Source organism: Actinacidiphila alni (assembly GCF_900112845.1).
Lineage (GTDB): Bacteria > Actinomycetota > Actinomycetes > Streptomycetales > Streptomycetaceae > Actinacidiphila > Actinacidiphila alni.
On record NZ_FONG01000001.1, the window covers coordinates 677,448 to 703,945 of the forward strand.

Consider the following 26,498-nt stretch of genomic DNA (forward strand, 5'->3'; position numbering starts at 1 on the left):
GGCGGGCGCCGGACGCTACGAGGGAGGCCGCGGGTCCCCGCCGGGATCCGCGGCCTCTCCCTCTTCCCGGATCCCGTCCCGCTCCTGGCCCGGCTTCGGCGCCGGCCAGGCCCGTAGCTCCTCCTTCAGCGACCGCTGGAAGGTCGTGACCAGCGCCTGCACCACCAGCGGCTGCATCTGGGCCGACAGCGACCGCATCCGCTCCGGGCGCTCCGGCTCCCACACCTCGTCGAGGAAGATCCGGCCCAGCTCGTGCGCGGCGGCCCGCGCGTGCTCCAGCATCACCGCGCGCGCCGCCAGCACCGTCTCCACCCGGAAGGGCACATCGAGCAGCCGCACCCCCAGGTGCAGGATGCCGGGGTCCACCCGGAAGGCGTCCGGGTCCTCGGTGCGCTCCAGCACGTCCATCGCCGCCAGCCGGTCCAGATCGGCGTCGTCCAGCGGCCGGCCCGCGCGCCGCTCCAACTGCTCCCGGTCGATCTCCTCGGTGCCCTCCGGCAGCCAGGACGCCACCAGGGCGCGGTGGATCGCCAGGTCGTGGGCGCTGATGTCGGCCGGGAGCTGCTGCAGATAGCGTTCGATCGCCGCCAGAGTGAGGCCCTGGTGCTGCAACTCCTCGATCAGCGCGAGCCGGGACAGATGCCCGGGCCCGTAATGGCCCACCCTGCGCGGGCCGATCTCGGGCGGTGGCAGCAGGCCGCGGGCGCTGTAGAAGCGGACGGTACGCACCGTCACCCCCGCGCGGGCGGCCAGCTCGTCAATGGTCAGCGCGGTCCGGTGCACTCGAACAGTATCGCTGTCGCACCAGCACTGTGAAAGTCCTCGCACGCCGTACGGTCGACGCAGCCGACGCAGCCGACGCAGCCGACGCAGCCGACGCAGCCGACACGGCGGACACCCTTGGGTGCCGCCCGGCACCGTACACCGCCCCGCCTCGTACGCTGGCCCGCGTGCGCCTGTCTCCGCCGCGCCGCGCGGCCCCGACCCTGCTGCTCGCCTGCTGCCTGAGCCTGACGGGCGTCGCCTGCTCCGGTGGCACGGCCGGCCCGGACCGTACCGCCGCCCCGGACCGTACGGCCGCCGGTGACATCGGCGCGCCAGGCGTCGGCGACCGGCTCTTCCCGCAGGCCGGCAACGGCGGGTACGACGTCGCGCACTACGGCCTCGACCTCGACTACGACCCGGGGTCCGGGAAACTGCGCGGCACCGCCGTCATCACCGCCACCGCCACCCAGCCGCTGGCCCGCTTCGACCTCGACCTGTCGGGGCTGACCGTCACCCGTGTCACCGTCGGCGGCCGGGCAGCCGCCGTGGACCGGGCGGGCACCGAACTGCGGGTGCGGCCCGCGGCACCGCTGCGGGCCGGCGCCCGCTTCGAGACCACGGTGGCGTACGAAGGCGCCCCGGCGACCCTCACCGACCCGGACGGCTCGCACGAAGGCTGGTTCCGCACCGACGACGGCGCGCTCGCGCTCGGCGAGCCGGTCGGCTCCATGGCGTGGTTCCCGTCGAACAACCACCCCTCGGACAAGGCCGCCTACGACATCACCGTCACCGTCCCCGACGGCCTGACCGCCGTGTCCAACGGCGAACTGGCCGACCGCCGCAGCGCGCACGGCAGGACGTCCTTCCACTGGCGCAGCAAGGAGCCGATGGCGACCTACCTGGCGATGGTCGGCATCGGGCACTACGACGTCACCACCGCGCGCACCGGCGCGGGCGTGCCCGTGTACGTCGCCGTCGACCCGCGCTCCGCCGATCCGCGGACCGCCGCGGCGCTGCGCCGTATCCCGGAGATCGTGGACTGGGAGAGCTCGCTGTTCGGGCCGTACCCCTTCTCGTCGGTGGGCGCGGTGGTCGACCACCTGCCGGCCGGCCGGGTCGGCTACGCGCTGGAGGTCCAGACGAAACCGGTCTTCCCCGGCGACGGCGCGCCCGGCGATCCCGCGGTGCCGCTGGACACACTGGTGCACGAGCTGTCCCACGAGTGGTACGGCGACTCCGTCACCCCGGGCGCCTGGCAGGACATGTGGCTCAACGAGGGCTTCGCCACCTACGCGGAGTGGCTCTGGCAGGAGCACGAAGGCGGCCCCACCGTCGAGCGGAGCGCGCGAGCGGCCCTCGCCCGGCAGGCGAACAGCGCCTTCCCGCCCGCGTCGCCGCCCGCCGCGTCGCAGATCTCGGCCGCCCCCGTCTACGGCGGCGGCGCCCTCGTCCTCTACGAGCTGCGCGAAGCCCTGGGCCCCACCGCCTTCGCCACCCTGCTGCGCACCTGGCCCGCCGCCCACCGCCACGGCAACGCCACCACGGCCGACTTCACCGCCTTCTGCCAACGCCTCACCCCCCACGACCTCACCCCCCTGTTCGACACCTGGCTCTACGCCGCCCGCCATCCGGACTCCCTCTGACGGTTCGCCGCAACGCGGTTCGGCCGTCACGGTCTACGACCACGACGGCTGAACCGCGTACCGGAGGGGGAAGTGCGGGGGAGCGATGAGGGGTCAGGCGGTACGCAGGGGGGCGCCGACGTCGTGCATGTGGGTGAGGGCTTGGACGTAGGAGTCGATCAGACCGGTCTCGGTGTACGGGATGCCGAGCCGGCGGCAGTGGGCGCGGACCAGCGGCCGGGCGAGCCGGAGGTGGGGGCGCGGCAGACTGGGGAAGAGGTGGTGCTCGATCTGGTAGTTGAGGCCGCCGAGGAACCAGTCGACGACACGATTGCCGCGCACATTGCGCGAGGTGAGCACCTGGCGGCGCAAGTGGCCCCAGCGCGAGCCCTCTTCGGGCATCTCCATGCCCTTGTGGTTGGGCGCGAAGGAACAGCCCAGATGCAGCCCGAACAGCGCGTGGTGCACCAGCGCGAAGACCAGTGCCTGCCCCACCGGCATCGCCAGCAGCAGCATCGCCGCGTACCCCACCAGGTGCGCGATCAGCAGCGAGCCCTCCACCAGCCGCTGGCGCGGCTCCTGCCGCTTCAGCTCCCGCAGGCTCGCCACCTTCAGGGCGAAGCCCTCCAGCAGCAGCATCGGGAAGAACAGCGCGGCCTGATGCCGGGTCAGAAAGCGGGCGAAGCCCTCGCGTTCGACCGCCTGCGCCCGCGTCCACACCAGCGCGCCGACCTCGACGTCCGGGTCCTTGCCCACATGGTTGGGATTCGCGTGGTGCCGATTGTGCTTGTCGGTCCACCAGCCCGCGCCCATGCCCAGCAGCAGATTGCCGTGGAAGAGGGCGATCAGCCGGTTGGTCCCGCGGTCCCCGGCGATCTGCTGGTGTCCCGCGTCGTGCCCGATGAAGGCGGTGCGCGCCCCCAGCACCGCCGCGGGCAGCGCCAGGGCCAGCACCCACCACGAACCCGTACCGCCGACGAGGACGACCGCCGACCACACCGCGGCCACGGCCAGCAGATTCAGCGCGATCGACTTCGCGTAATGGTCCGTCCGGCGCCGCAGCAGCCCGGCCGCCCGCACCTCCCGCAGCAGCGGCGCGAATTCACTGCCCGCGCCCCCGCCCGTACTCGTATCCGCGTCCGTACCCGTACGCGTATCTGCGTGCCCCGGGGCTTCGACGAGAGTGCTGCTGGCTGCGGGCATGACGGCTCCTCGGGTCCGGCGACGGCCGGTTCGGCTGCGGATTTCGGGGCCTCACCGGCCACACCACGACGCTATGGACCGCCACCCGTGCCGGGCCATGGCGCCATCACCCGGACACCACGGGGCGGCGCCCCCGGACCGACGGGGGGATAACCCCACCCGTCCGCCGGCCGGGGAAGCGGTCGCGCCGACCTGTGAGGAGCGGCGGGCGGCGGCGTCTAACATGCAGTGAACAGCCGAGCACATGAGGAGCGAGATCATCAGCGGGAACGGATCGGTCGAGCGCAGGATCGCCGAGGAACTGGGCGTACGCGAAGGACAGGTGCGGTCGGCCGTCGAACTGCTCGACGGCGGGGCGACCGTGCCGTTCATCGCGCGGTACCGCAAGGAGGCGACCGGCACCCTCGACGACGCGCAACTGCGCCTGCTCGAGGAACGGTTGCGCTATCTGCGGGAGCTGGACGAGCGGCGCGCGGCCGTCCTGGAGTCCATCGAGGCCCAGGGCAAGCTGGACGACGCGCTGAAGGCGCAGATCATGGCCGCCGACTCCAAGGCGCGCCTGGAGGACATCTACCTGCCCTTCAAGCCCAAGCGGCGCACCAAGGCCCAGATCGCCCGCGAGGCGGGCCTCGAACCGCTGGCCGACACCCTGCTGTCCGCCCCGGACACCGACCCGCAGACCGAAGCGGCCGGCTACGTCAGCGCCGACAAGGGCGTCGAGGACGCGGCCGCCGCGCTGGAGGGCGCCCGCGCCATCCTCACCGAGCGGTTCTCCGAGGACGCCGACCTGGTCGGCGAGCTGCGCAGCCGGATGTGGACGCGCGGCCGGCTCGTCGCGGCGGTGCGCGAGGGCAAGGAGGAGGCGGGCGCCAAATTCTCCGACTACTTCGACTTCTCCGAGCCCTTCACCAAGCTCCCCTCGCACCGCGTGCTCGCCATGCTCCGCGGCGAGAAGGAGGAGATCCTCGACCTCACCCTGGAGCCCGAGGAGCCCACCGAGGGACCGTCCAGCTACGAGCGGCGCATCGCCCAGCAGTTCGGTATCGCCGACCGCGGCCGTCCCGCCGACAAGTGGCTCGCCGACACGGTGCGCTGGGCCTGGCGCACCCGCTTCCTGGTCCGGCTCGGCATCGACCTGCGGGTCCAGTTGCGCCAGGAGGCCGAGGACGAGGCGGTACGGGTCTTCGCCGCGAATCTGCGCGACCTGCTGCTGGCCGCGCCCGCCGGCACCCGCGCCACCATGGGCCTCGACCCGGGCCTGCGCACCGGTGTCAAGGTCGCCGTGGTGGACGCCACCGGCAAGGTCGTCGCCACCGACACGATCTACCCGCACGTGCCGCGCAACAAGTGGGACGAGTCGCTGGCCACGCTCGCCCGGCTCGCCAAGGCCCACCACGTCGACCTGATCGCCATCGGCAACGGCACCGCGTCCCGCGAGACCGACAAGCTCGCCGCCGACCTGATCAAGCTGCACCCGGACCTGAAGCTCACCAAGGCCGTGGTCTCCGAGGCGGGTGCCTCGGTCTACTCCGCGTCGGCCTACGCCTCCGCCGAACTCCCCGACATGGACGTGTCCTTGCGCGGCGCGGTCTCCATCGCCCGCCGCCTCCAGGACCCGCTGGCCGAACTGGTGAAGATCGACCCGCGGTCGATCGGCGTCGGCCAGTACCAGCACGACCTGTCCGAGCAGAAGCTGTCCCGCTCGCTGGATGCGGTCGTCGAGGACTGTGTGAACGGCGTCGGGGTGGACGTCAACACCGCCTCCGCGCCGCTGCTGCGCCGGGTCTCCGGCATCACCGAGGGACTGGCGGGCAACATCGTCGCGCACCGCGACGCCAACGGCCCCTTCCGCACCCGCAAGGACCTCAAGGAGGTCGCGCGGCTCGGCCCCAAGGCGTACGAGCAGTGCGCCGGCTTCCTGCGGATCGTGGGCGGCGACGACCCGCTGGACGCCTCCAGCGTGCACCCCGAGTCGTACCCGGTGGTGCGCCGGATCAGCGGCGCCGCCAAGACCGACATCAAGGCGCTGATCGGCAACGGCTCGGTGCTGCGGGCGCTTCGCCCGCAGGATTTCGTGGACGAGTCCTTCGGTCTGCCGACCGTCACCGACATCCTCGCCGAACTGGAGAAGCCCGGCCGCGACCCGCGCCCGGCCTTCAAGACCGCCACCTTCAAGGACGGCGTCGAGGAGATGAAGGACCTGCGGCCCGGGATGCTGCTCGAAGGAGTGGTCACCAATGTGGCCGCCTTCGGCGCCTTCGTGGACGTCGGCGTCCACCAGGACGGCCTCGTCCATGTCTCGGCGCTCTCCGACACCTTCGTGTCGGACCCGCGCGAGGTCGTCAAGCCCGGCGACATCGTGCGCGTGAAGGTGCTCGACGTCGACCTGCCGCGCAAGCGGATCTCGCTGACGCTGCGTCTTGACGACGAGCCCGGCGCCGGGCGGCAGCAGCGCGGCGGCGCGGGCGGAGGCGGCGGCGAGCGGCGCGGCGGACCGCCCCGGCAGGGCGGCGGCCGCGACCGGCAGGGCGGTCAAGGCCGGCAGGGCCAGGGCGGCGGACGCGGTGGCGGCGGTCGGCAGCAGCCGGCGCCCGGCGGCGCCATGGCCGACGCACTGCGCAGGGCGGGCCTGACCGGCGGCAAGTAACGCGGGCGGGCAACCGCTGATCCGGCGCGAGTGACGTCGACGAGCAATCCGCTGGTCCGCGGCAAGTGACCCGCGGCGCACACGAGTCGGGGCGGCGGGGACGACGGTCCCCGCCGCCCCGCGCGTCACGGAAGTCACGTCACGCCCCCTGTTGACGTGGTCCGGTCAGGCGCTAGCCTCGGGCGTGCTCTCACACACGCGGGCTGCCCGCTTCCAGTGGATATCCGTGGTGGTGGCGGTACTCGCCGCCCTGGCCGCCGTCCTCCTCGCCCCCGCCTCCGCGCACGCCGACACCGGCAGCGCGAGCCGCGGCACCGTACGGCACGGCCTCAGCCAACCCGACTACTCCTACGCCGACGCGATCCGTGAGGCGGTCTGGGTGGACACCGGACTCGACGGCGACGGCGACGGCCGCACCGACCGGGTCGCCGTCGACATCGTCCGCCCCTCGGAGCCCGCGGCGGCCGGCCGCAAGGTCCCGGTCATCATGGACGCGAGCCCGTACTACTCCTGCTGCGGGCGCGGCAACGAGAACCAGCTCAAGACCTACGACGCGGCCGGGAAGATCGTCCAGGCGCCGCTGTTCTACGACAACTACTTCGTGCCGCGCGGCTACGCGAGCGTCCTGGTCGACCTGGCGGGCACCGACCGTTCCGACGGCTGCGTGGACGTCGGCGGCCCCTCCGACGTGCAGTCCGCCAAGGCCGTCGTGGACTGGCTCAACGGCCGGGGGCGCGGCTACAGCGCCCGCTCCGGCGGCCACCGCGTCACGGCCGGCTGGACCAACGGCAAGGTCGGCATGATCGGCAAGAGCTGGGACGGCACCATCGCCAACGGCGTCGCCGCCACCGGGGCGCGCGGCCTGAAGACCATCGTGCCGATCAGCTCCATCTCCTCCTGGTACGACTACTACTTCCACCAGGGCGCGCCGCTCCAGGACGGCCCGGAATGGCTGTCGGACTACGTCGAGAGCGACAGCGCGCACGCCTCCTGCGCCGCCGCCCAGCAGAAGATCATCGACGGCTCGCCGCGCACCGGCGACTGGACGCCCTTCTGGACCGCGCGCGACTACGTCAAGGACGCCGGCAAGGTGACCGCCAGCGTCTTCGCCGTCCAGGGCATGCAGGACCTGAACGTGCGCACCAAGCACTTCGGGCAGTGGTGGCAGGCGCTGGCCGCGCACGGCGTCGAGCGCAAGGTGTGGCTGTCGCAGACCGGCCACGTCGACCCCTTCGACTACCGGCGCACCGACTGGGTGCCCACCCTCCAGCGCTGGTTCGACCACTATCTGCTGGGCGTCGACAACGGCATCCAGAAGCAGCCCATGGCCGACATCGAGCGGACCGTCGACCACTGGACCACCGACCGCGTCTGGCCGCCGGCCGGCACGCACACCGCGGCGCTGAGCCTGACCCCGTCGGCCACCGACGGCCTCGGCACCCTCGGCACGAAGCACGCCACGCGCGGCAGCACCGAGTCGTTCACCGACGACCCGAACCTGTGGGAGGAGGACTGGGCGGCGGCCGCCGACACCGCGACCCCGGCGAAGACCGCCTTCACCACCGGTGTGCTGACCAAGGACCTGCGGCTGTCCGGCGGCGGCACCTTCACCGTCACCGCCACCTCGTCCACCACCAGCGCGCACCTGTCGGCCGTCCTGGTCGACCTCGGCCCGGCCACCGTCCGGAATTTCCTCGGCAACGGCGAGGGCATCAAGACGCTCGGCACCCGCTCCTGCTACGGCGAGAGCACCCCGGGCGACAGCGCCTGCTTCCTGGACACCGCCGCCGACACCACGACCGGTGACCACACCGTCTTCAGCCGCGGCTGGGCCGACCTCGGCCACTACGCCTCGCTGGCGCACGGTGTGCCGCTCGTGCCGGGCAAGCCGTACACGATGACGATCCAGCTCGCCGCCACCGACCACGTCGTACCGGCCGGACACCGGCTCGCGCTGATCGTCGCGGGCACCGACGGCGGGCTCATCCTGCCGCCCGACACGACCCCGAAGGTCACCGTCGACCTGGCGCACTCCGTGCTGCGGCTGCCGCTGGTCGGGGGCACGGGCGCACTGTCGGTCCGCGCGGGCGCCGCGCCCCGCACCACGGCCGCGGCGGCCGACGGTACGACCGCGTTCCGCCCCGCTCCCGCGCCGTCCGGCACCCCTGCCGCCCGGCTGGGCTGACCCCCGTGCCGCGGTTCCTCCGATCCCCTAGGGGTCTTCCCCTCGGGGAAACAGGGGGAACCGCGGCCGTCTGCGGCGCGTTCGACTGGGTAGTACGGTGAGGACGCGGCGCTTGCCGCCGTGAACGGAGGCGGGGAAATGTCGACACGAGCGAAGATCATTATTGGTGGCGTGGCCATAGGGCTGTTCCTGTGGATCTGGATTCCCTTCTGGGCTGTCGTCCTGGTCATCCTGGGCGTGCCCGCTATCGGCTACTTCTCCCTCGACTCCTCGCAGCGGCGTCGGCTGCGGCGGGTGAGTCGCCGGCAGATCAACCGCTGACCCGGAGCGGCACCAACCGGATGACGACGGAGCCGAGGTCCACCCAGGACCTGCTGGACCACACCGGTGGCCGGCTGAAATATCTGTACTTCTGGGGCCACCACCCGCAGCGCGACGGCAGCGTCGGCGCGGGCTGCCTCAGCCAGTGGTGGCCCGCGCCCTTCACCGTGGACGGCGTGACGTACGCGACCGCCGAGCACTGGATGATGGCGGGCAAGGCCCGGCTGTTCGGTGACGCGGAGGCGGAGCGGCGCGCGGTCGCGGCCGGCCACCCGAAGCAGGCCAAGAGCGTGGGCCGCGAGGTCCGCGGCTTCGACCAGGCGGTCTGGGAGCGGGAGCGCTTCGCGCTCGTCACCGAGGGCAGCGTCCACAAATTCCGGCACCACCCCGACCTGCGGGCCTTCCTGCTCAGCACCGGCAAGCGGGTCCTGGTCGAGGCCAGCCCGATGGACCGGGTGTGGGGCATCGGGCTGGCCGCCGACGACGAGCGCGCCGCGAATCCGGAGACCTGGCGCGGTCTGAATCTGCTCGGCTTCGCGCTGATGGAGGCGCGCGCCCGGCTCGCGGCGGAGTGACGCTTCACCCCGCCGCGAGCCGGCTCCGTACCGCGTGAACTACTTCAGATACGGCCCGTCCGTGCCGATCTTCCCCGGCGCCGCGTTGCTGCCGCCGAGGTCGAGGACGTACACCCGCATGTCGCCCTTGCCGGGCGCCGCCACCGACAGCGTCCCGTCCGTCACGGTCCGCACGTCGCCCGTGACGGCGTCGACGTAACGGCCGTTGGGGACACCGCTGAAGGCCGCCGCGTCCGTCACCGTGACCAGCGCGAAGCTGTCCACGCCGGACGCGGTGTCGGTGTAGCGGCGCTTGAAGGACATGCCGCCGCCGCTGACCCCCTCGGTGCTGTACTGGCCCATCTGCAGTGCCGGGATCGCCCGGCGGATCAGATTCAGCCGCTGGAGGTGTTTGACCAGCGGCTGCGCCAGAGTGGTGGCCACCGGACCGCTCGCACTGTCGGCCTTCCCGAAGTCCGACGCGGTCACCGTGCCCTCGACATGATCGCCGTAGTACGCCCGTCCCGTCGTCGCCAGCGGGCAGCTCGGACCGCAGTCGATCGTCTTCCCCGCCTGGAACTGGATCTCCGACCCGTAGTAGAGCGTCGGAATGCCGCGGAAGATCCACATCAGCGCCATGTTCTCCGCCCACGCGTCCTGACCGCCGGCGTAGCGGACCGAGGACTTGTTGGGCCCGTAGTCGTGGCTGTCGACGTACACCACGTTGTACGTGGCGTCGTTCGTCGAATCGTCGGAGTCCTTGCCGTTGGTGAAGGCGTTGTGCGCGTCACCGAAATTCATGTGCATGCGCATGTCGATCATGTTCATCCCGGAGAATTTGCTGTGGTCCGGGGTGTGATAGGCGTTGCCGTCCAGGAAGGCGTTGGTGGACGCCGGCTGATTGCCGGTGCCGAGCTGCTCCTCGTAGTCGTACTGCTCGATGGCGGCGGTGGTGTCGTCCGGGCTGTATTCCTTGCGCTCCTTCCAGGTGTAGAACTGCGCCGAGTGATTGACCGATCCGCGGTTCCATTTGTCGTTGACGAAGGCGCCGACCTCACCGAAGACGAAGAAGTCCTGCGCCTTGTCCGGTCCCCAGTCCTGGAGTTCGCGCTGCTGGATCGCGGGCAGGAAGCGGCGGTTCCAGGTGACGCGCGGAATGTGCACGGCCGTGTCCACGCGGAAGCCGTCCACCCCCATGTCGATGTACTTGTTGTAGGCGCCGATCAGATAGTTCTGCACCTGCGCGTTCTCGGTGTTGAAGTCCGCGAGGTCGTCGGCCAGCCAGCAGGACCGGGAGTCCTCGCCCTCCCAGTTGCCGATCCAGCACTGGTGGTAGAGCGCGGCGGGGAAGAGCTTGTTCGTCGGTCCCGGCCACTGGCAGTTGTGGATCGTGTAGCCCTCGGGGCTGTGCTGGCCGTTGGGCTCGCCCCAATTGAGGCAGGTGTTGCCGGACGGTTCGGCCGTCGACCACAGATCGCCGTTGTAGTACGACTTCCCTGTCTTCGGATCGACGGTCAGGCCGTCGTACTCGAAACCGTCCTCCTTCTCGTCGTAGTACCAGGACCACTGCGCGTCCCGCACGCCGTAGACGGTCGGCACGAACAGGCCCTTGGCGCCCCAGCGGGAGCTGTGGTTGTAGACGACGTCCTGGTAGATCTTGATGCCCTTGGCGTGCGCGGCGTTGATCAGGTCCTGGTACGACGCCCCGGCCGACTCCAGGCGCGGGTCGACCCGGTAGAAGTCCCAGCCGTGGTAGCCGTGGTAGTCGTAGTCCGACCGGTTGAGCACCACGGGCGTGATCCAGACCGCCGAGAAGCCGAGCGCCTTGATGTAGTCGAGCTTCTGCACAAGCCCCTTGAAGTCACCGCGGAACATCGGGTCGTTGTTGGCGGCGTTGCCGGAGGCGACGTCCTGGTTGCCGCCCCGGTCGTTGCTCGTGTCGCCGTCGTAGAAGCGGGCGGTGAGCACGAAGTAGATCGGGTCCTTGCGGGGGTCGGTGCCGATCGGGGTGCCGGGCGTCGCGGGCGGCGGCGCCTGGCCGGTGGTGGCGCGCGCCGCGGCGGAGGCGGCCGAGACGTTGCCCGCCGCGTCCAGCGCCTCCACGGTGTACGTGTACGTGGTGTCCGCCTCCAGGCCGGACTCGGAGAAGACCGTCGAACCGACGCTGGTGACGGTGGTGCCCTTGCTGCCGCCGGTCCTGGTGACCCGGTAGCCGGTCACCGCGGTGTCGTCCGTGGACGGATTCCAGGTCAGCACGATCGAGGTGTCGGTCGCGGTCGCCTCGACCCCGCCGGGCACGGTCGGCGGTGTCGTGTCGGGGACGACGGCCGCGCAGGGGTCGGCCGCCCCCGTGGTGACCTTGGTGTCCTTGACGGTGCTGACGCCCGTGGGGAGCGCGTAGTTGGCGCCGTTGTTGTTGTCCCACGTGCCGTTGCCGTTGTTGAACGTGGCGGCGAGCCCGGTGGCGCCGCCGAGGTCGACGGTCTTCTTCACCCAACCGGTGCAGGCCGCATCCATGCCCACGCCCGGCACGGTCGTCCAGGCCCCGCCGTTGGGCGCGTAGTGCAGATTGACCGTGGTCCAGCCGACGGTGGCCGTGGAGTAGAAGACGGTGGCCGACGCCGTTCCCGTACCGCCGTCACCCGGGTCGCCGGCGTCCGCGCACGGGTCGCTGTGGGCGATGGCGCCGTTCTTGACGGTGATGGTGCCGGTGCCCAGGGCGTAGTTCTTGCCACCGTTGTTGTCCCAGGTGCCCTGGCCGTTGTTGAAGGTCGCCTGCCAGCCGGTGGCCGACCCCAGGTCGACGGTCTTCTTCACCCAGCCGGTGCAGGCGCTGTCCATGGCGACGCCCGGCACGGTCGTCCAGCTTCCCCCGTCGGGGGCCCAGTGCAGGTTGTACGACGACCAGCCGGCCGTCTCGGTGGAGTAGAAGACGGTAGCGGTGCCGGAACCGGCGGCCGGACCGGCGGCGTGCGCGGCGGGGCCGGTGGCGAGGGCGGGGATCAGCATCGCCAGCAGGCCGAGGACGACGGCGAGTACGGCGGTCAGCAGGCCGGGGCGGCCCGGTGGATATCTGCGGCGCGAAGCGACGGTCACGTCGGTCTCCTCGAACGGGGCCGCAGGAGCGGCCGGTGCGGGGAGGCCGTACGTCCGCGCGCCACGGAACGAACGGCCGGAAGAATTACGCAAGTTACTGCAACAACTTGCTGCGGGAACGGTCGTGAGATTACTGGTACATGCCAGGGCCGTAAAGGGATCCGACGCGGACCGTTCACAGGAACCCGCCGTGCCGCCCGCCGGAGCACGGCGACCGCCCCGTAGGGTTCGGCGAGGCGGACCCGGACGGTCCGGTCCCCGGCACGGACACGGACACCGGAAGCGGAACGGGAACGGAAGGGGACTCACGCGAGATGACGGAGCGTCTGGTGGTCATCGGCGGTGACGCCGCCGGAATGTCGGCCGCGTCCCAGGCCCGCCGCCGCAGGGCCGCGGACGACCTGGAGATCGTCGCGTTCGAACGCGGCCGGCACACCTCGTACTCCGCCTGCGGCATCCCGTACTGGATCGGCGGCGACACCACAGGACCCGACGCGCTGATCGCCCGCACCGCCGGCGAGCACCGGGAACGCGGCATCGACCTGCGGCTCGGCACCGAAGTCGTCGACATCGACACCGCCGCGGGCCGGGTGCGCAACCGAGACGCCGAGGGCCGTGAGCAGTGGACCGGCTACGACCACCTCGTCGTCGCCACCGGCGCCATCCCCGTACGCCCGGCCGTCCCCGGCATCGACGCACCAGGGGTGCACGGCGTGCAGACGCTGGACGACGGCGAGCGGGTGCTGAGCACCCTGGAGCGGCCCGGCGTACGGCGCGCGGTCGTCGTGGGCGGCGGCTACATCGGCGTCGAGATGGCCGAGGCACTGCTCAAGCACGGTCTCGACGTCACGCTCGTGGACCGCGCCGAGCAGCCGATGAGCACGCTCGACCCCGACATGGGCCGGCTGGTGCGCAGGGCGATCGAGGGCCTCGGCGTCCGCGTCGTCTCCGGCGCGGCCGTAAGCGCCGTGCTCACCGGCGACGACGGCCGGGTCCGCGCGGTCGCCACCGACGACGCCGAATTCCCCGCCGACATCGTGATCCTGGGGGTCGGCGTCCGCCCCGGCACCGCGCTGGCCCGCGACGCCGGGCTCCCGCTGGGCGCGCACGGCGGCCTGCTCACCGACCAGGCCATGCGCGTACGCGGCCACGAGCGGATCTGGGCGGGCGGCGACTGCGTGGAGGTGCGCAATCTGGTCTCCGGCGACCTCCAGCACATCGCGCTCGGCACCCACGCCAACAAGCACGGCCGGATCATCGGCACCAACATCGGCGGCGGCTACGCCACCTTCCCGGGCGTCGTCGGCACCGCCGTGAGCAAGGTCTGCGACGTCGAGATCGCCCGCACCGGACTCAAGGAGTCGCACGCGCGGCGCGCCGGCCTGGAGTACGTGACTGCCGTCATCGAGTCCACGAGCAGGGCGGGTTACTACCCGCAGGCGGCACCGATGACCGTCAAGATGCTGGCAGAACGCGGCACCGGGCGGCTGCTGGGCCTCCAGATCGTCGGCCGCGAGGGCGCGGCCAAGCGGGTCGACGTCGGGGCGGTCGCGCTCACCGCGCGGCTGACCGTCGATCAGATGACCGGCCTCGACCTGGGCTACGCGCCGCCCTTCTCCCCGGTGTGGGACCCGGTGCTGGTGGCCGCGCGCAAGGCGGCCGACGCGGTGGCGGCCGACATCAGGGCCCGCTGAGACGGGGCCCGTTCACCGTGCGGCGGCCGTGCCCGCCGCCAGCCTGCTCAGGGCTTCCAGCAGCGGCGGCAGCGCGGCGCCGCGGCCGACCGGCAGGACCTCGCCCGGCGCGTCGTCCAGCAGGACGAAGGCGATGTCGTCGGTCCTGGCCACCAGGCTCCACCCGGGCCCGTCCGCCCGTACCGCCCCGCCGTGGCCGGACCGCACCCGGCCGGGCGGCGGCGGATTGCGGACGTACTCCTCGGCGCTCTCCAGGACGTGGCGGATGCCGGAGTGGGAGATGGGGGGCGGTGCGGCGGCGGGGGGCTCGGACCGGTCCTCGGCAGCGGTCGCGGTCGTGGCCGGTGGCGTATCCGAGTCCGTATCCGTATCCGCAGCCGGGGGCGTATCCGTACCCGCGTCCGTATTCGCGTCCGCGGTTTCGGCTACGGGCGCGGCCTCGTCGGCCGATGACGGCGACGCCGCCGGGCCGCCGAGCTGGTCGCGCCACTCGAACCAGCGCACCGCGATCTCGTCGGCGCCGAGCCGCCGTTGGGGCGGGCCCCAGACGGAGACGTCGGGCGGTGCGAGCGGCGGGCGGCCGGCTTCCTCCTCGGAAGGGTCGTGCGGGGCCGGGATGTTCGGCACCGCGACGGCCACCGGCAGCGGCCAGCCGGGGAGCGAGGCCGCCAGGCAGTTCTCGTCGGGCGCCAGGTCGTATTCGAGGCCGCAGTCCCAGGCGGCCAGCGCGCACGCCACCGTCACGGTGTCCGTGGTCACGACCGTCCACCGGGCGCCGCCGCCGTCCTGGCCGAAGACCAGGCCGTAGCCGCCGGCCAGCGGTTCCAGGCCCAACTCGGCGCACGCCGCCGGGTAGTCGTCCCCCAGCACGCCCGGGAACTGCCCCGGCGTCAGCATCGCGGCGGTCAGCACGAACAGCTCGTCGCCGTCCTCCGGGTTCTCGGCCGCGGTCATCCGCAGGGTCCCTCTCGTCTCGTCCCGCCGTCTGTCGTCCGCGCACCTTAACCAGCGGGTAACCTCCGCGTCGAGAGGGTGCGGAGCGCCAAAATCCGGTAGGGCGGCCGGGCCCGCGCGTGTCCGGTGCCGTCGTCCGTCAGCCCGCGGCGTCGAGTTCGGCCAACGTCGTGCGCAGCCAGCCGAGTTCGGCCCGGGTGGCTGCGGCCGCCGAGGCGCTCAGCGGCGCGGTCGGGGCGGCTGCCTGAGACCGGGCGGGCGGGGCCGGGCCGGCCGGGGGTGCGCGGGCCGGGAGCGGGCCGGTGGTTCGACCGGCTGTTCCGGCGGCTGACCGAGCGGCTGCCTCAACGGCGTACGGCCAGCGCCAGATAGCGCTCCTCGGAGTCGTCCAGCGAGACCAACTCCCAGCCCGTCGCGGCCAGCAGTGGGCCGATCCGGTGCCCGGCCCGCAGATCGTCGGGGTCCAGGGCGTGACCGCGGCGGGCGGCGAGCGCGGCGCGGCCGATCGGATGGAAGAGCGCGAGCCGGCCGCCGGGCGCCGTCACCCGCGCCCATTCGCGCAGGCCGTCCGCGGGGTCCGGCAGATGGTGCACAAGACCGGCGGCGAGCACCGCGTCGAAGGCCGCGTCGCGCAGCGGCAGCCGCGCGCCGTCCGCCTCGATCAGCGCGCCGTCCCGGTGCCGGCCCATGCGGGCGGCCTCGCGGAGCATCTCCGGTGTGAGGTCGAGCCCGACGACGGTGCCGGTGGCGCCGACGGCGGACCGCATCAGGGGCAGCGCCCGCGCCGTGCCGCAGCCCGCGTCCAGCGCGCTGCCGCCAGGCCGCAGCCCCAACTCGCCGACCGCCGCCGCGTAGGCGGGTGTGTCATGGGGGAACTTCTTCTCCCACCCCACGGCCTTCGCGCCGAAGAACTCCCTGACCTGCTGCCGTCCGCTGTCGATGGTGGCCATGCATCATGGTCGCATGATCACGCTCCGCTCCATCGGCCTCTTCGTCCTCGCCGCCGTCCTGGAGATCGGCGGTGCCTGGCTGATCTGGCAGGCGGTGCGCGAGCACCGCGGCGCGGGCTGGGCCGGTGCCGGGATCGTCGCGCTCGGCCTCTACGGCTTCGTCGCCACCCTCCAGCCCAACGCCGACTTCGGCCGCATCCTGGCGGCGTACGGCGGGGTCTTCGTCGCCGGATCGCTGGTGTGGGCGATGATCCTCGACGGCTACCGCCCGGACCGCTTCGACGTGGTCGGCGCGGTCATCTGCCTGGTCGGCGTCGGCATCATCATGTACGCGCCGCGCGGCGGCTGAATCCCGCCGGTCGCGGCCGCCGGTGCGGTCGGCCGCGTGCGGCGCGGGCCGAGAGGGGGTTGCCGAAGCGGGCCCGGCAGGACAGGCTCGTACCCGCAGCGGATACGGGAGGTGGGCAATGGCAGTGGGCAAACCGCTCGCATGGCTGCTCGACGACCTGACGGAGCGTGTGCCACATGTGAAGCACGCGCTCGTCCTGTCCAACGACGGCCTGGTCACCGGGGCCAGCGGCAGTCTCGACCGGCCGACCGCGGAGCACCTGGCCGCCGTGTCCTCGGGTTTTCACAGCCTCGCCAAGGGTGCAGGGCGGCAGTTCTCCGTCGGCGGGGTGCGACAGACGATGGTCGAATTCGACGACGGATTCCTTTTCGTCACGGCCGCGGGCGACGGCAGCTGCCTGTCCGTGCTCAGCGGCATGGAGGCCGATGTCGGGCAGGTCGCCTACGAGATGACGCTGCTCGTGCACCGGGTCGGCGAGCACCTGGGTGTTGCCCCGCGGCAGCCGACGTGAGCCGTCCGTAAGTTATCCACAGGGCTCGAACGGGCGGCCGCTTTTCCGCGCTAGATTCGTCACTGTCAGTGATCGAACGGTGTGGGGGAGTGATGACAGTGAAGACTGCCAGGACGGCGACGAGGGCGACGAGGGCGACGAGGGCGACGGCCAACGGGTCGGCGCGGCCGAGGGCGAATGCCGCGACCGAGGCGCGGAAGGTCGCGAAGAATGCTCACGCACAGCAGTTGGCGTGGACCTCGGGCAGTACGGCCGGGCCGCCGCATGCGTGGAGCCAAGGGCCGGGCCAGGGAGCGGGGCACGGGCGAGCGGCGCCGGAGACGGAGACGGTGACGCTGAACCGGGCGCGCGAGGAACTCGGCCTGGACTTCTCCCTGTTCGAGCTGGCGCTCCAGCTCGGTGAGATCCGTACGGTGCCGCGCGGAGCCGGCCAGTGGCGCGTCCCGGTGGACGAGGTGACCAGGCTGCGCGACGCGCCGGGACATCCGCAGGCGCTGCTCGACCGGCTCGCGCTGGTGACCAGCACCGAAGGCGCGGCCTTGATGGGCGTCAGCCGCGACCGACTCGTCCGGCTGGCGAGACTGGGGATGATCCGGCCGGTGCGCTGGTACATCAACCGCTACCGGGCGCTGGTATGGGTGTATCTCGGCCATGAATTGCGGGAGTTCGCCGCCGCGAGCCCGGCTCTGCTGGAGGGCAGGCTGCCCGCGGGCCTGCGCGCGACGCTGAACGCGGGGGAGGACCAACGCGCCCGCGGCTGGCGGTCCCGCCGCGTCGCCCAGCTCGTACGGGACTGCCACGACGCCTGGGAGGAGGCGGCCGTGTGGGCGGCGCTCCTCGGGCCCGAGGTGACCGACGACGCCGTGCCGGATCCCTTCGAACGGGCCAGGCTGCGCGGCATCCGCGCCGCGCTGCCACCGGGGCGACCCGGGGCGCTCGCCACACCCGAGGTCATCAGGAAACTCACGACCGCCGACGATCCGGACGAGATCACGCTCGCCCTCGTCGCCCTCGCCGACGCCTTGGGCCGGGCCCGCGCCGAACAGCCCGTACCGCGCCCGGCGTTCGTCCCGGAAAGCCGCACTCCGGAGGGCCGGGCTCTGGAGAGCCGCACCCTGGAGGAGCGCGCTCCGGAGGACCGCCTTCTGGAAGACCGCACACCGGAGAGTCGCACGCCGGCGAGCCGTACACCGGAGGTCGCCGTGCCCGCGGACCGGGTGCCGGCCGGCGTACGCGGCGGGCTGCCGTCCCGGCCGTCCCGGTCGCCCCGGCGGGGTCTGCTGGGACGGCTGCGCGGGCGCAGATCAGCCGCCGATCTTGCGGAAGAGCCCTTCCTGCATCACCGAGACCAGGAGGTGCCCGTGCCGGTCGAAGATCTGACCGCGCGCCAGACCGCGGGCGCCCGTCGCGACGGGTGACTCCTGCTGGTAGAGGAACCACTCGTCGGCACGGAAGGGCCGGTGGAACCACATGGCGTGGTCGAGCGAGGCCATGTCGAAGCCGCGCGGCCCCCACAGGGGCTCGATCGGCACCCGCACCGCGTCCAGCAGCATCATGTCGCTGGCGTAGGTGAGCGCGCAGGTGTGCACCAGCGGGTCGTCGCCGAGCTGTCCGACGGCACGCATCCACACGGCGCTGCGCGGCTCCGCGCCCTGGATCTCCTCGGGCGTCCAGCGCAGCCGCTCCACATAGCGGATCTCGAACGGCTGGCGTCGGGTCATCCGCTCCAACGCCTCGGGCAGCACGTCCAGATGCGACCGCAGCTCCTCGCCGAGCCCCGGCAGGTCCTCGGGCTCCGGCACGTCGGGCATCGGCAGTTGGTGCTCGAACCCCGGTTCCGGCTGATGGAAGGAGGCCGTCAAATTGAAGATCGTCCGGCCCTGCTGGATCGCCACCACCCGGCGGGTGGTGAAGGAGCGGCCGTCACGGACCCGTTCGACCTGGTACACGATGGGCACGCCCGGCCGGCCCGGCCGCAGGAAGTACGCGTGCAGGGAGTGCACAGGACGTTCGCCGTCGGTGGTGCGGCCCGCCGCGACCAGCGCCTGCCCCGCCACCTGTCCGCCGAACACCCGCTGCAAGCGCTCCTGCGGGCTCTGCCCGCGGAAGATGTCCTGCTCGATCCGCTCCAGATCGAGCAGGTCCACCAGCCTCTCGGCCGGATTCGTCATCGCGTTCCCTTCCTCGCCCACCGGATCACAGCTCGCCGACGTCGGTCAGCCGGATCACCGCACGGCCCTCCTCGTCGGAGGCCGCGAGGTCGACCTCCGCCGAAATGCCCCAGCCGTGGTCGCCGTTGGGGTCGGCGAAGGTCTGCCGGACCCGCCACAGGCCGTGCTCCGGCTGCTCCTCGATCTGCAGCAGTTTGGGGCCGCGGGCGTCGGGGCCGGTGCCGAGGTCGTCGTACTCGTCCCAGTACGGGTCCATCGCCTCCGCCCACGCGTCGGCGTCCCACCCGTCCTCGCCGTCCAGCTCGCCGAGCTGGTGGTACTTCTCCAGCGCCACCAGCTCGACCCGGCGGAACATCGCGTTGCGCACCAGCACCCGGAAGGCGCGGGCGTTCGCGGTGACCGGCTTGACCTGGTCGGCCCGCTCCGCGGCCTCCTCGGCCGACTCCTCCTCGGGGTTCGCGAGCTGCTCCCACTCGTCCAGCAGACTGGAGTCGACCTGGCGCACCAACTCGCCCAGCCACGCCGTCAGATCCTGGAAGTCCTCCGACTTCAGGTCGTCCGGCACCGTGTGCTCCAGCGCCTTGTAGGCGCCCGCCAGGTAGCGCAGCACGATGCCCTCGGTGCGGGCCAGCTCGTAGTAGGCGGTGAACTCACCGAAGGTCATGGCCCGTTCGTACATGTCACGGACGATGGACTTGGGCGACAGCGGATGGTCGCCGACCCACGGGTGGCTCTGCCGGTAGACGCCGTAGGCATGCGAGAGCAGCTCGTCCAGCGGCTTGGGGTAGGACACGTCCTGGAGCCGCTCCATCCGCTCCTCGTACTCGACGCCGTCCATCTTCATCTCGGCGACCGCCTCGCCGCGCGCCTTGTTCTGCTGCGCGGCCAGGATCTGCCGGGGATCGTCGAGCGTGGACTCCACCACCGAGACCATGTCCAGCGCGTAGGACGGGGACTCCTTGTCGAGCAGGTCGAAGGAGGCCAGCGCGAAGGTGGACAGCGGCTGGTTGAGGGCGAAGTCCTGCTGCAGCTCGACGGTCAGCCGGATGATCCGGCCCTCGGCGTCCGGCTCCGGCAGCCGCTCCACCACACCGCCGTCGACCAGCGACCGGTAGATGGCGATGGCGCGGCGAATGTGACGCAGCTGGTGCCTGCGGTCCTCGTGGTTGTCCTCCAGCAGCCGGCGCATCGCGTCGAAGGCGTTGCCCGGGCGGGCGATCACCGACAGCAGCATCGTGTGGGTGACCCGGAAGCGCGAGGTGAGCGGCTCGGGCTCGGCGGCGATCAGCCGCTCGAAGGTCTGGTCCGACCAGTTGACGAAGCCCTCCGGCGGCTTCTTGCGGACCACCTTGCGGATCTTCTTCGGGTCGTCCCCGGCCTTCGCGAGCGCCTTCTTGTTCTCGATCACGTGCTCGGGCGCCTGCGCCACCACGAAACCGGCGGTGTCGAACCCGGCCCGTCCGGCGCGCCCGGCGATCTGGTGGAATTCCCTGGCCCGCAGCGTCCGCACCCGGGTGCCGTCGTATTTGGTGAGCGCCGTGAACAGCACCGTGCGGATGGGCACATTGACCCCGACACCGAGGGTGTCGGTGCCGCAGATGACCTTCAGCAGGCCCGCCTGGGCGAGCTTCTCCACCAACCGCCGGTATTTGGGCAGCATCCCCGCGTGGTGCACACCGATGCCGTGCCGCGCGTAGCGCGCGAGATTGCGGCCGAAGGTGGTGGTGAAGCGGAAGTGGCCGATCAGATCGTTGATGGCCTCCTTCTCCGCCTTGGTGCACATGTTGATGCTCATCAGCGCCTGCGCCCGCTCGACGGCCGCCGCCTGCGTGAAGTGCACGATGTACACCGGGGACTGCCGGGTCTCCAGCAGCTCGGTGAGCGTCTCGGTCAGCGGCGTCGTCACGTACTCGTACGACAGCGGCACCGGCCTGGTCGCCGACCGGACGACCGCCGTGGGCCGGCCGGTGCGCCGGGTCAGGTCCGTCTCGAAGCGGGAGACGTCACCCAGCGTCGCCGACATCAGCAGGAACTGCGCCTGCGGCAGTTCGAGCAGCGGGATCTGCCAGGCCCAGCCGCGGTCCGGCTCGGCGTAGAAGTGGAACTCGTCCATCACGACCTGGCCGACATCGGCGTCCTTGCCGTCGCGCAGGGCGATCGACGCGAGCACCTCGGCCGTGCAGCAGATCACCGGGGCGTCCGGGTTGACCGACGCGTCGCCGGTCAGCATCCCGACGTTCTCCGTGCCGAACAGCTTGCACAGGTCGAAGAACTTCTCCGACACCAGCGCCTTGATCGGCGCGGTGTAGAAGGTGACCTCGTCCCGGGCCAGCGCGGCGAAGTGCGCACCCGCCGCGACCAGGCTCTTTCCCGAGCCGGTGGGGGTGGACAGAATCACGTTCGCCCCCGAGACCACCTCGATGAGCGCCTCCTCCTGCGCAGGATAGAGGGTGATCCCCTGCCCCTCGGCCCACGTCGAGAACGCTTCGAAGAGGGCATCGGGGTCGGGCGCGGGAGGCATCTGATCGATAAGGGTCACCCCACCATCTTGCCTGCCCGGGCGCCGCCCGGCGGAACCGGAGCGTGCACCCGTGATCACCGGCGATAGTGTGTGCCGTCGAACGATGCGTCAACTCCGCCTGCGGGCGGCCGTGTAGGGGGCTGAGCACCACCATGATGGGACCTGCGCACTCACTGTCCGGAGCGGCGGCCTGGCTGGCCGTCGGAGCCGTCGCGGCGGGCATGGATCACGCCATGCCCTGGCCGACGCTCGTGGTCGGTGCGCTCATCTGCGCGGGCGCGGCCCTCGCCCCGGACCTGGACCATCAGGCGGCGACGATCTCGCGCGCCTTCGGCCCGATCTCCCGTCTGCTGTGCAAGGTCATCGAGCACCTGTCGCACGCCGTCTACAAGGCGACCAGGAAGGCCGGCGACCCGCGCCGGGCGGGCGGCCACCGCACCCTGACGCACACATGGTTCTGGGCGGTGCTGATAGGCGGTGGATTCTCGGCGGCGGCCGTCTACGGCGGCCGGTGGGTGGTGCTCGGCATCCTCTTCGTGCACATGGTGCTCGCCGTCGAAGGACTGCTGTGGCGGCAGGCCCGGATGTCCAGCGACATCCTGGTCTGGCTGCTCGGCGCCACCAGCGCCTGGGTGCTCGCCGATGTCCTCGACGACCCGGGCAACGGCAAGGACTGGCTGTTCACCGACCCCGGCCAGCACTACCTCTGGATCGGCCTGCCGATCGTGCTCGGCTCGATCGTGCACTGCCTCGGCGACGCGCTCACCGTCTCCGGCTGCCCGATGCTGTGGCCGCTCCCGATCGGCCGTCGCCGCTGGTACCCGATGGGCCCGCCCCGCTTCATGCGCTTCCGGGCCGGCAGCTGGGTGGAGCTGAAGGTGCTCACCCCGGTGTTCTTCCTGGCGGGCGGCGGCTGCGCGCTCGGCGCGCTGGGCGTCATCGGCTGACGGCGCCGACCCACGGCAGCGGGGCCCGGCGGCACTGCCGCCGGGCCCCCGTCGGTTCAGCCGTGCCAGGAACGCCACAGCGCCGCGTAGGCGCCGTCGGCGGCCACCAATTGGTGGTGGCTGCCCAGCTCGCTGATCCGGCCGTCCTCCACGACCGCGATCACATCCGCGTCATGGGCGGTGTGCAGCCGGTGCGCGATGGCGATCACCGTACGGCCGTCCAGCACGCGGGACAGCGAGCGCTCCAGATGGCGAGCGGCCCGCGGGTCGAGCAGCGAGGTCGCCTCGTCCAGCACCAGCGTGTGCGGGTCGGCGAGGACCAGCCGGGCCAGCGCGAGCTGCTGCGCCTGCGCCGGGGTGAGCACCGCGCCGCCCGAGCCGACCTCGGTGTCGAGGCCGTCCTCCAGGGCACGGCCCCAGTCCTCGGCGTCCACCGCGCGCAGCGCCTGCCACAGCTCCTCGTCGTCGGCCCCGGCCCGCGCCAGCCGCAGATTGTCGCGGAGCGTGCCCACGAAGACGTGATGCTCCTGATTGACCAGCGCCACATGCTCGCGGACCCGTTCCGCGGGCATCCGGGCCAGCTCCGCGCCACCGAGGGTGATCTCGCCCGCGCGCGGCGCGTAGATCCCGGCGAGCAGCCGGCCGAGCGTGGACTTGCCCGCACCGGACGGGCCGACCAGCGCCAGCCGGGTGCCCGGCGGCACATGGAGGCTCACCCCGTGCAGCACATCGCTGCCCGCCCGGTAGCCGAAGCGGACCTCGTCGGCGGCCACCTCGCGGCCGTCCGGCGTGACCGTCCCGTCCGACTCGGCCGCGGCGACCTCGCGCACCCCGACCAGCCGGGCCAGCGACACCTGGGCGACCTGCAGCTCGTCGTACCAGCGCAGGATCAGATTGACCGGGTCCACCAGCATCTGCGCGTACAGCGCGCCCGTGGTCAGTTCGCCGACCGTCACCCAGCCGTTGAGGGCGAAGGTCCCGCCGATCATCAGCACCGCGGTCAGGATCAGCGCGTGCGTCAGATTGATTACCGGGAACAGCACGCTGCGCAGCCACATCGTGTACCGCTCCCAGGCCACCCACTGACCGATCCGGGTCCTGGACAGCCGCTCGCGGCGGTCACCGAGACCGTGCGCTTCGATGGTGCGGCCCGCGTCCACGGACTCGGCCAGCACGGCCGCCACCGCCGCGTATCCGGCGGCCTCCGAACGGTACGCCGACGGTGCGCGCCGAAAGTACCAGCGGCAGCCGGCCAGCAGCAGCGGCAGCGCGACCAGCACCGACAGGGCCAGCGGCGGCGACGTCACGGTCAGCGCGCCGAGCAGCAGCCCGGCCCAGACCAGCGCGATGGCCAGCTCGGGCACCGCCTCGCGCATCGCGTTCGCCAGCCGGTCGATGTCCGTGGTGATCCGGGAGAGCAGATCGCCGGTGCCCGCCCGCTCCAGCACGCCGGGCGGCAGCCCCACCGACCGGACGAGGAAGTCCTCGCGCAGATCGGCCAGCATTTCCTCGCCGAGGATCGCCCCGCGCAGCCGCACCAGCCGGACGAAGTACGCCTGCACCGCCAGCGCGGTCAGGAACAGCACCACGGTCCGCCCGAGAGGGATGTCCCGGTGGCCGTCGGACAGATCCTGCACCAGCCCGCCGAGCAGATACGGCCCCACCATCGAGGCCAGCACCGCGACGGTGTTGACGGCCACCAGCACGGCGAAGTCGCGACGGTGCCGCCCGGCCAGCTCGCGCACATAGCCGCGGACCGTCGCGGGGGAGCCGACCGGCAGCGTCGCGCTCTGCTGCGGCGCGGCCGGGTCGTACTCCGGCGGTCGCACGCCGATCATGCGGACTCCTCCATCGCTTCCAGCGGGGTGCGGGCATCGGGCCCGGCGGTCTCCGGCCCGGCAGGACCCTCGGCACCGGTCTCCGGCCCGGCGGGGCCCTCGGCACCGGTGTCCGGTTCGGTCTCGCGGGTGACCACCGCCCGGTAGCGGGGGTCGATGCGCAGCAGGTCGTGGTGCCTGCCGCGGGACGTGGCGGTGCCCTCGTCGACGAAGACCACCAGATCCGCGCGGTCGAGGACGAGCGGGCTGGAGGTGAGGACCACCGTGGTCCGGCCCGCGCGCAGCTCCTTGAGGCCGCGGGCGATCCTGGCCTCGGTGTGCGCGTCGACCGCCGACGTCGGCTCGTCGAGCACCAGCACCTCCGGGTCGGTGACCAGCGACCTGGCCAGCGCCAGCCGCTGACGCTGCCCGCCGGACAGCGACCGGCCGCGTTCGGTGATCCGCGCCGACATCGGGTCGCCCGCGACCCCCGCCGGATCCGCCGCGGACTGCGCCAGCGCGTCCAGGACGTCCGCGCACTGCGCCGCCTCCAGCGCCTGGTCCGCGGCGACCTTGCCGGACGAGGGCACGTCGAGCAGTTCGGCCAGTGTCCCCGACAGCAGTACCGGGTCCTTGTCCTGGACGAGGACGGCCGCGCGGGCCGCGGCCAGCGGCAGTGCGTCCAGCGCCCGCCCGCCGAGCAGCGCGGACGGCTCGCCCTCGGCCCGGTCGGGGCTGTGGCCGCCGAGCCGGTCGGCCAGCACACCCGCGGCGTCCGGGTCGCCGCACACCACGGCCGTCAGCAGCCCGGCCGGGACGCGCAGCCCGGACGCCGGGTCGTACAGCTCGCCGACAAGTGCGCCCGCCTCGTCGGGATGGATGCCCGCGGAAAGAGCGGGGGCGTGCTCCGTGGTCCCGTCCGGATCCGTCGCGCCGCCGCCCGCCGACTCGCGGCTGAGCGCGAGTACCCGCGCCGCCCGTTTCGCCGAGGGCCGGGAGAAGGACCAGGCCATGGCGATCTCCTCGAAATTGCGCAGCGGGAACAGCAGGAAGGCCACCGAGCCGTACACGGTCACCAGCGCGCCCACCGAGATCCGGCCGTCGAGCGCCAGCCGGGCCCCGTCCCAGGCGACGGCCACCAGCAGCAGCCCCGGCAGCACCACCTGGACGGCCGAGATCAGCGACCACATCCGGGCGCTGTGCACCGCGGCGGTCCTGACCTGCTGGGAGGCGTGCCGGTAGCGGTCGAGGAAGAGATCCTCGCCGCCGATGCCGCGCAGCACCCGCAGCCCGGCGACGGTGTCGGACGCCAGCTCCGTGGCCCTGCCCGCCTTCTCCCGCTGGAGATCGGCGCGCCTGGTCGCGGCCGGGAGCAGCGGCAGCACGGCGAGCGCCAGCACCGGCAGGGAGGCGGCCACGATCACGCCGAGCGCGGGCTCGTAGACCACCAGCGCGACGGACACGCCGACGGTGGCGAGCAGTGCGGACGTGAAGCGCGCCAGTGCCTCGACGAACCAGCCGATCTTCTCCACGTCGCCGGTGCTGACCGCGACGACCTCGCCCGCCGCGACCTGCCGGGTCAGCACCGAGCCCAGCTCGACGGTCTTGCGGGCCAGCAGCTGCTGGACGCGGGCGGCGGCGCTGATCCAGTTGGTGACGGCGGTGCGGTGCAGCATCGTGTCGCCGAGCGCGGTGAGCACACCGAGCAGCAGCATCAGGGCACCGGACAGCGCCAGCCGGCTGCCGGAGCGGTCGACGACGGACTGCACGGCCATGCCGACGGCCGCCGGGAACGACGCGACGGCCGCCATGTGGAGGGTGCCCCACGCGGCGGCTGCCACCTGGCCCCGCCACTGGCGGATCTCCAGCCAGAGCAGGAAGCGGAATCCCGACCGCGCGTCGGGGACGCCCGGGTCGGAGAGCGGAAGCTTGCTGAGGGACGGCATGGTGTCCTGGGGTCGGTGCGGACGGCGAATGGCGGCTGGCGAATGGCGGCTGGTCGGCTGGTGGCTGGTCGGTTGACGGCGTCGCAAGGGCAGGCGTCCGACGACATGTCGAGATGTCGCCATGTCGTCGGATCGCGATGTCGCTATGTCGGGATGTCGTGTTCTGAAAGCACCGGACGCGGGCGGCCGGGCCCGCGTGACCGCGCCGCCGGAATCCGCCCGGAGAGGTGCAAGGCTCGCCTCGC

General features: G+C 72.4%; 19 protein-coding genes. 10 read left to right on the forward strand and 9 right to left on the reverse strand.

Features of this window, described 5'->3' with window-relative positions; all coding sequences use genetic code 11:
- Nucleotides 1-15: 15 nt before the first annotated feature.
- Nucleotides 16-783, reverse strand: coding sequence for a MerR family transcriptional regulator (locus tag BM076_RS02755; RefSeq protein WP_093711661.1), 768 nt, complete (start codon nucleotides 781-783; stop codon nucleotides 16-18).
- Nucleotides 784-950: 167 nt separating this feature from the next.
- Here BM076_RS02755 and BM076_RS02760 point away from each other — a divergent pair, with 167 nt between their 5' ends.
- Nucleotides 951-2,408 carry a M1 family metallopeptidase gene (locus BM076_RS02760; RefSeq protein WP_245795656.1) on the forward strand — a complete coding sequence of 486 codons (1,458 nt, stop codon included), beginning with the start codon at nucleotides 951-953 and terminating at the stop codon, nucleotides 2,406-2,408.
- A 93-nt stretch (nucleotides 2,409-2,501) separates the two neighbouring features.
- On the opposite strand, the gene BM076_RS02765 is transcribed toward BM076_RS02760, so the two are convergent.
- Nucleotides 2,502-3,590, reverse strand: coding sequence for a fatty acid desaturase family protein (locus tag BM076_RS02765; RefSeq protein WP_093711662.1), 1,089 nt, complete (start codon nucleotides 3,588-3,590; stop codon nucleotides 2,502-2,504).
- Nucleotides 3,591-3,834: 244 nt separating this feature from the next.
- Here BM076_RS02765 and BM076_RS02770 point away from each other — a divergent pair, with 244 nt between their 5' ends.
- The 4 genes from BM076_RS02770 to BM076_RS02785 all read left to right on the forward strand — a co-directional run bounded on the left by BM076_RS02770 (nucleotide 3,835) and on the right by BM076_RS02785 (nucleotide 9,318).
- Nucleotides 3,835-6,237: a Tex family protein gene (locus BM076_RS02770; protein ID WP_093711663.1), complete on the forward strand. Its 2,403-nt coding sequence runs from the start codon at nucleotides 3,835-3,837 to the stop codon at nucleotides 6,235-6,237.
- A 184-nt stretch (nucleotides 6,238-6,421) separates the two neighbouring features.
- Nucleotides 6,422-8,422 carry a Xaa-Pro dipeptidyl-peptidase gene (locus BM076_RS02775; protein ID WP_245795657.1) on the forward strand — a complete coding sequence of 667 codons (2,001 nt, stop codon included), beginning with the start codon at nucleotides 6,422-6,424 and terminating at the stop codon, nucleotides 8,420-8,422.
- A 138-nt stretch (nucleotides 8,423-8,560) separates the two neighbouring features.
- Nucleotides 8,561-8,743, forward strand: a complete 183-nt coding sequence (locus BM076_RS02780) for a hypothetical protein (protein ID WP_093711664.1) — start codon at nucleotides 8,561-8,563, stop codon at nucleotides 8,741-8,743.
- A gap of 20 nt (nucleotides 8,744-8,763) precedes the next feature.
- Nucleotides 8,764-9,318: an NADAR family protein gene (locus tag BM076_RS02785; protein ID WP_093711665.1), complete on the forward strand. Its 555-nt coding sequence runs from the start codon at nucleotides 8,764-8,766 to the stop codon at nucleotides 9,316-9,318.
- 39 nt (nucleotides 9,319-9,357) lie between these two features.
- Here the strand turns inward: BM076_RS02785 and BM076_RS02790 are convergent, their stop codons facing one another.
- Nucleotides 9,358-12,306, reverse strand: a complete 2,949-nt coding sequence (locus tag BM076_RS02790; protein WP_093711756.1) for a carbohydrate binding domain-containing protein — start codon at nucleotides 12,304-12,306, stop codon at nucleotides 9,358-9,360.
- A gap of 401 nt (nucleotides 12,307-12,707) precedes the next feature.
- On the opposite strand from BM076_RS02790, the gene BM076_RS02795 reads away from it, so the two are divergent.
- The gene (locus BM076_RS02795) at nucleotides 12,708-14,087 is read left to right on the forward strand and encodes an FAD-dependent oxidoreductase (RefSeq protein WP_093711666.1); all 1,380 of its coding nucleotides are present in this window, start codon (nucleotides 12,708-12,710) and stop codon (nucleotides 14,085-14,087) included.
- A gap of 12 nt (nucleotides 14,088-14,099) precedes the next feature.
- Here the strand turns inward: BM076_RS02795 and BM076_RS02800 are convergent, their stop codons facing one another.
- Nucleotides 14,100-15,041 (reverse strand): hypothetical protein, encoded by a 942-nt coding sequence (locus tag BM076_RS02800; protein ID WP_093711667.1) that lies wholly within the window; start codon nucleotides 15,039-15,041, stop codon nucleotides 14,100-14,102.
- Nucleotides 15,042-15,385: 344 nt separating this feature from the next.
- Entirely contained in the window at nucleotides 15,386-15,991 is a 606-nt protein-coding gene (locus tag BM076_RS02805) for a class I SAM-dependent methyltransferase (RefSeq protein ID WP_093711668.1), read from the reverse strand.
- Nucleotides 15,992-16,004: 13 nt separating this feature from the next.
- Here BM076_RS02805 and BM076_RS02810 point away from each other — a divergent pair, with 13 nt between their 5' ends.
- The 3 genes from BM076_RS02810 (at nucleotide 16,005) to BM076_RS35935 (ending at nucleotide 18,269) form a co-directional block, all read left to right on the forward strand.
- On the forward strand, nucleotides 16,005-16,340 hold the full coding sequence (locus tag BM076_RS02810) for a YnfA family protein (RefSeq protein ID WP_093711669.1): 336 nt from the start codon (nucleotides 16,005-16,007) through the stop codon (nucleotides 16,338-16,340).
- 118 nt (nucleotides 16,341-16,458) lie between these two features.
- Nucleotides 16,459-16,851 carry a roadblock/LC7 domain-containing protein gene (locus tag BM076_RS02815; protein WP_093711670.1) on the forward strand — a complete coding sequence of 131 codons (393 nt, stop codon included), beginning with the start codon at nucleotides 16,459-16,461 and terminating at the stop codon, nucleotides 16,849-16,851.
- 329 nt (nucleotides 16,852-17,180) lie between these two features.
- Nucleotides 17,181-18,269 carry a DUF6397 family protein gene (locus BM076_RS35935; protein WP_143120508.1) on the forward strand — a complete coding sequence of 363 codons (1,089 nt, stop codon included), beginning with the start codon at nucleotides 17,181-17,183 and terminating at the stop codon, nucleotides 18,267-18,269.
- On the opposite strand, the gene BM076_RS02820 is transcribed toward BM076_RS35935, so the two are convergent.
- Together BM076_RS02820 and BM076_RS02825 are read right to left on the reverse strand one after the other, a co-directional pair.
- A complete protein-coding gene (locus BM076_RS02820) occupies nucleotides 18,156-19,022 on the reverse strand; it encodes an acyl-CoA thioesterase (RefSeq protein ID WP_093711671.1) in 867 nt (288 codons plus the stop codon). The genes BM076_RS35935 and BM076_RS02820 overlap by 114 nt on opposite strands.
- 25 nt (nucleotides 19,023-19,047) lie before the next feature.
- Nucleotides 19,048-21,561: a DEAD/DEAH box helicase gene (locus tag BM076_RS02825; RefSeq protein WP_093711672.1), complete on the reverse strand. Its 2,514-nt coding sequence runs from the start codon at nucleotides 21,559-21,561 to the stop codon at nucleotides 19,048-19,050.
- Between the two features lie 134 nt (nucleotides 21,562-21,695).
- On the opposite strand from BM076_RS02825, the gene BM076_RS02830 reads away from it, so the two are divergent.
- A complete protein-coding gene (locus BM076_RS02830) occupies nucleotides 21,696-22,490 on the forward strand; it encodes a metal-dependent hydrolase (protein ID WP_093711673.1) in 795 nt (264 codons plus the stop codon).
- Nucleotides 22,491-22,546: 56 nt separating this feature from the next.
- Here BM076_RS02830 and BM076_RS02835 read toward each other — a convergent pair whose 3' ends face one another.
- Nucleotides 22,547-24,328 carry an ABC transporter ATP-binding protein gene (locus BM076_RS02835; protein WP_093711674.1) on the reverse strand — a complete coding sequence of 594 codons (1,782 nt, stop codon included), beginning with the start codon at nucleotides 24,326-24,328 and terminating at the stop codon, nucleotides 22,547-22,549.
- Complete coding sequence (locus tag BM076_RS02840; RefSeq protein WP_093711675.1) at nucleotides 24,325-26,253, reverse strand: ABC transporter transmembrane domain-containing protein; 1,929 nt, start codon at nucleotides 26,251-26,253, stop codon at nucleotides 24,325-24,327. Before BM076_RS02840 ends, BM076_RS02835 begins: the two co-directional genes overlap by 4 nt.
- Nucleotides 26,254-26,498: the final 245 nt, after the last annotated feature.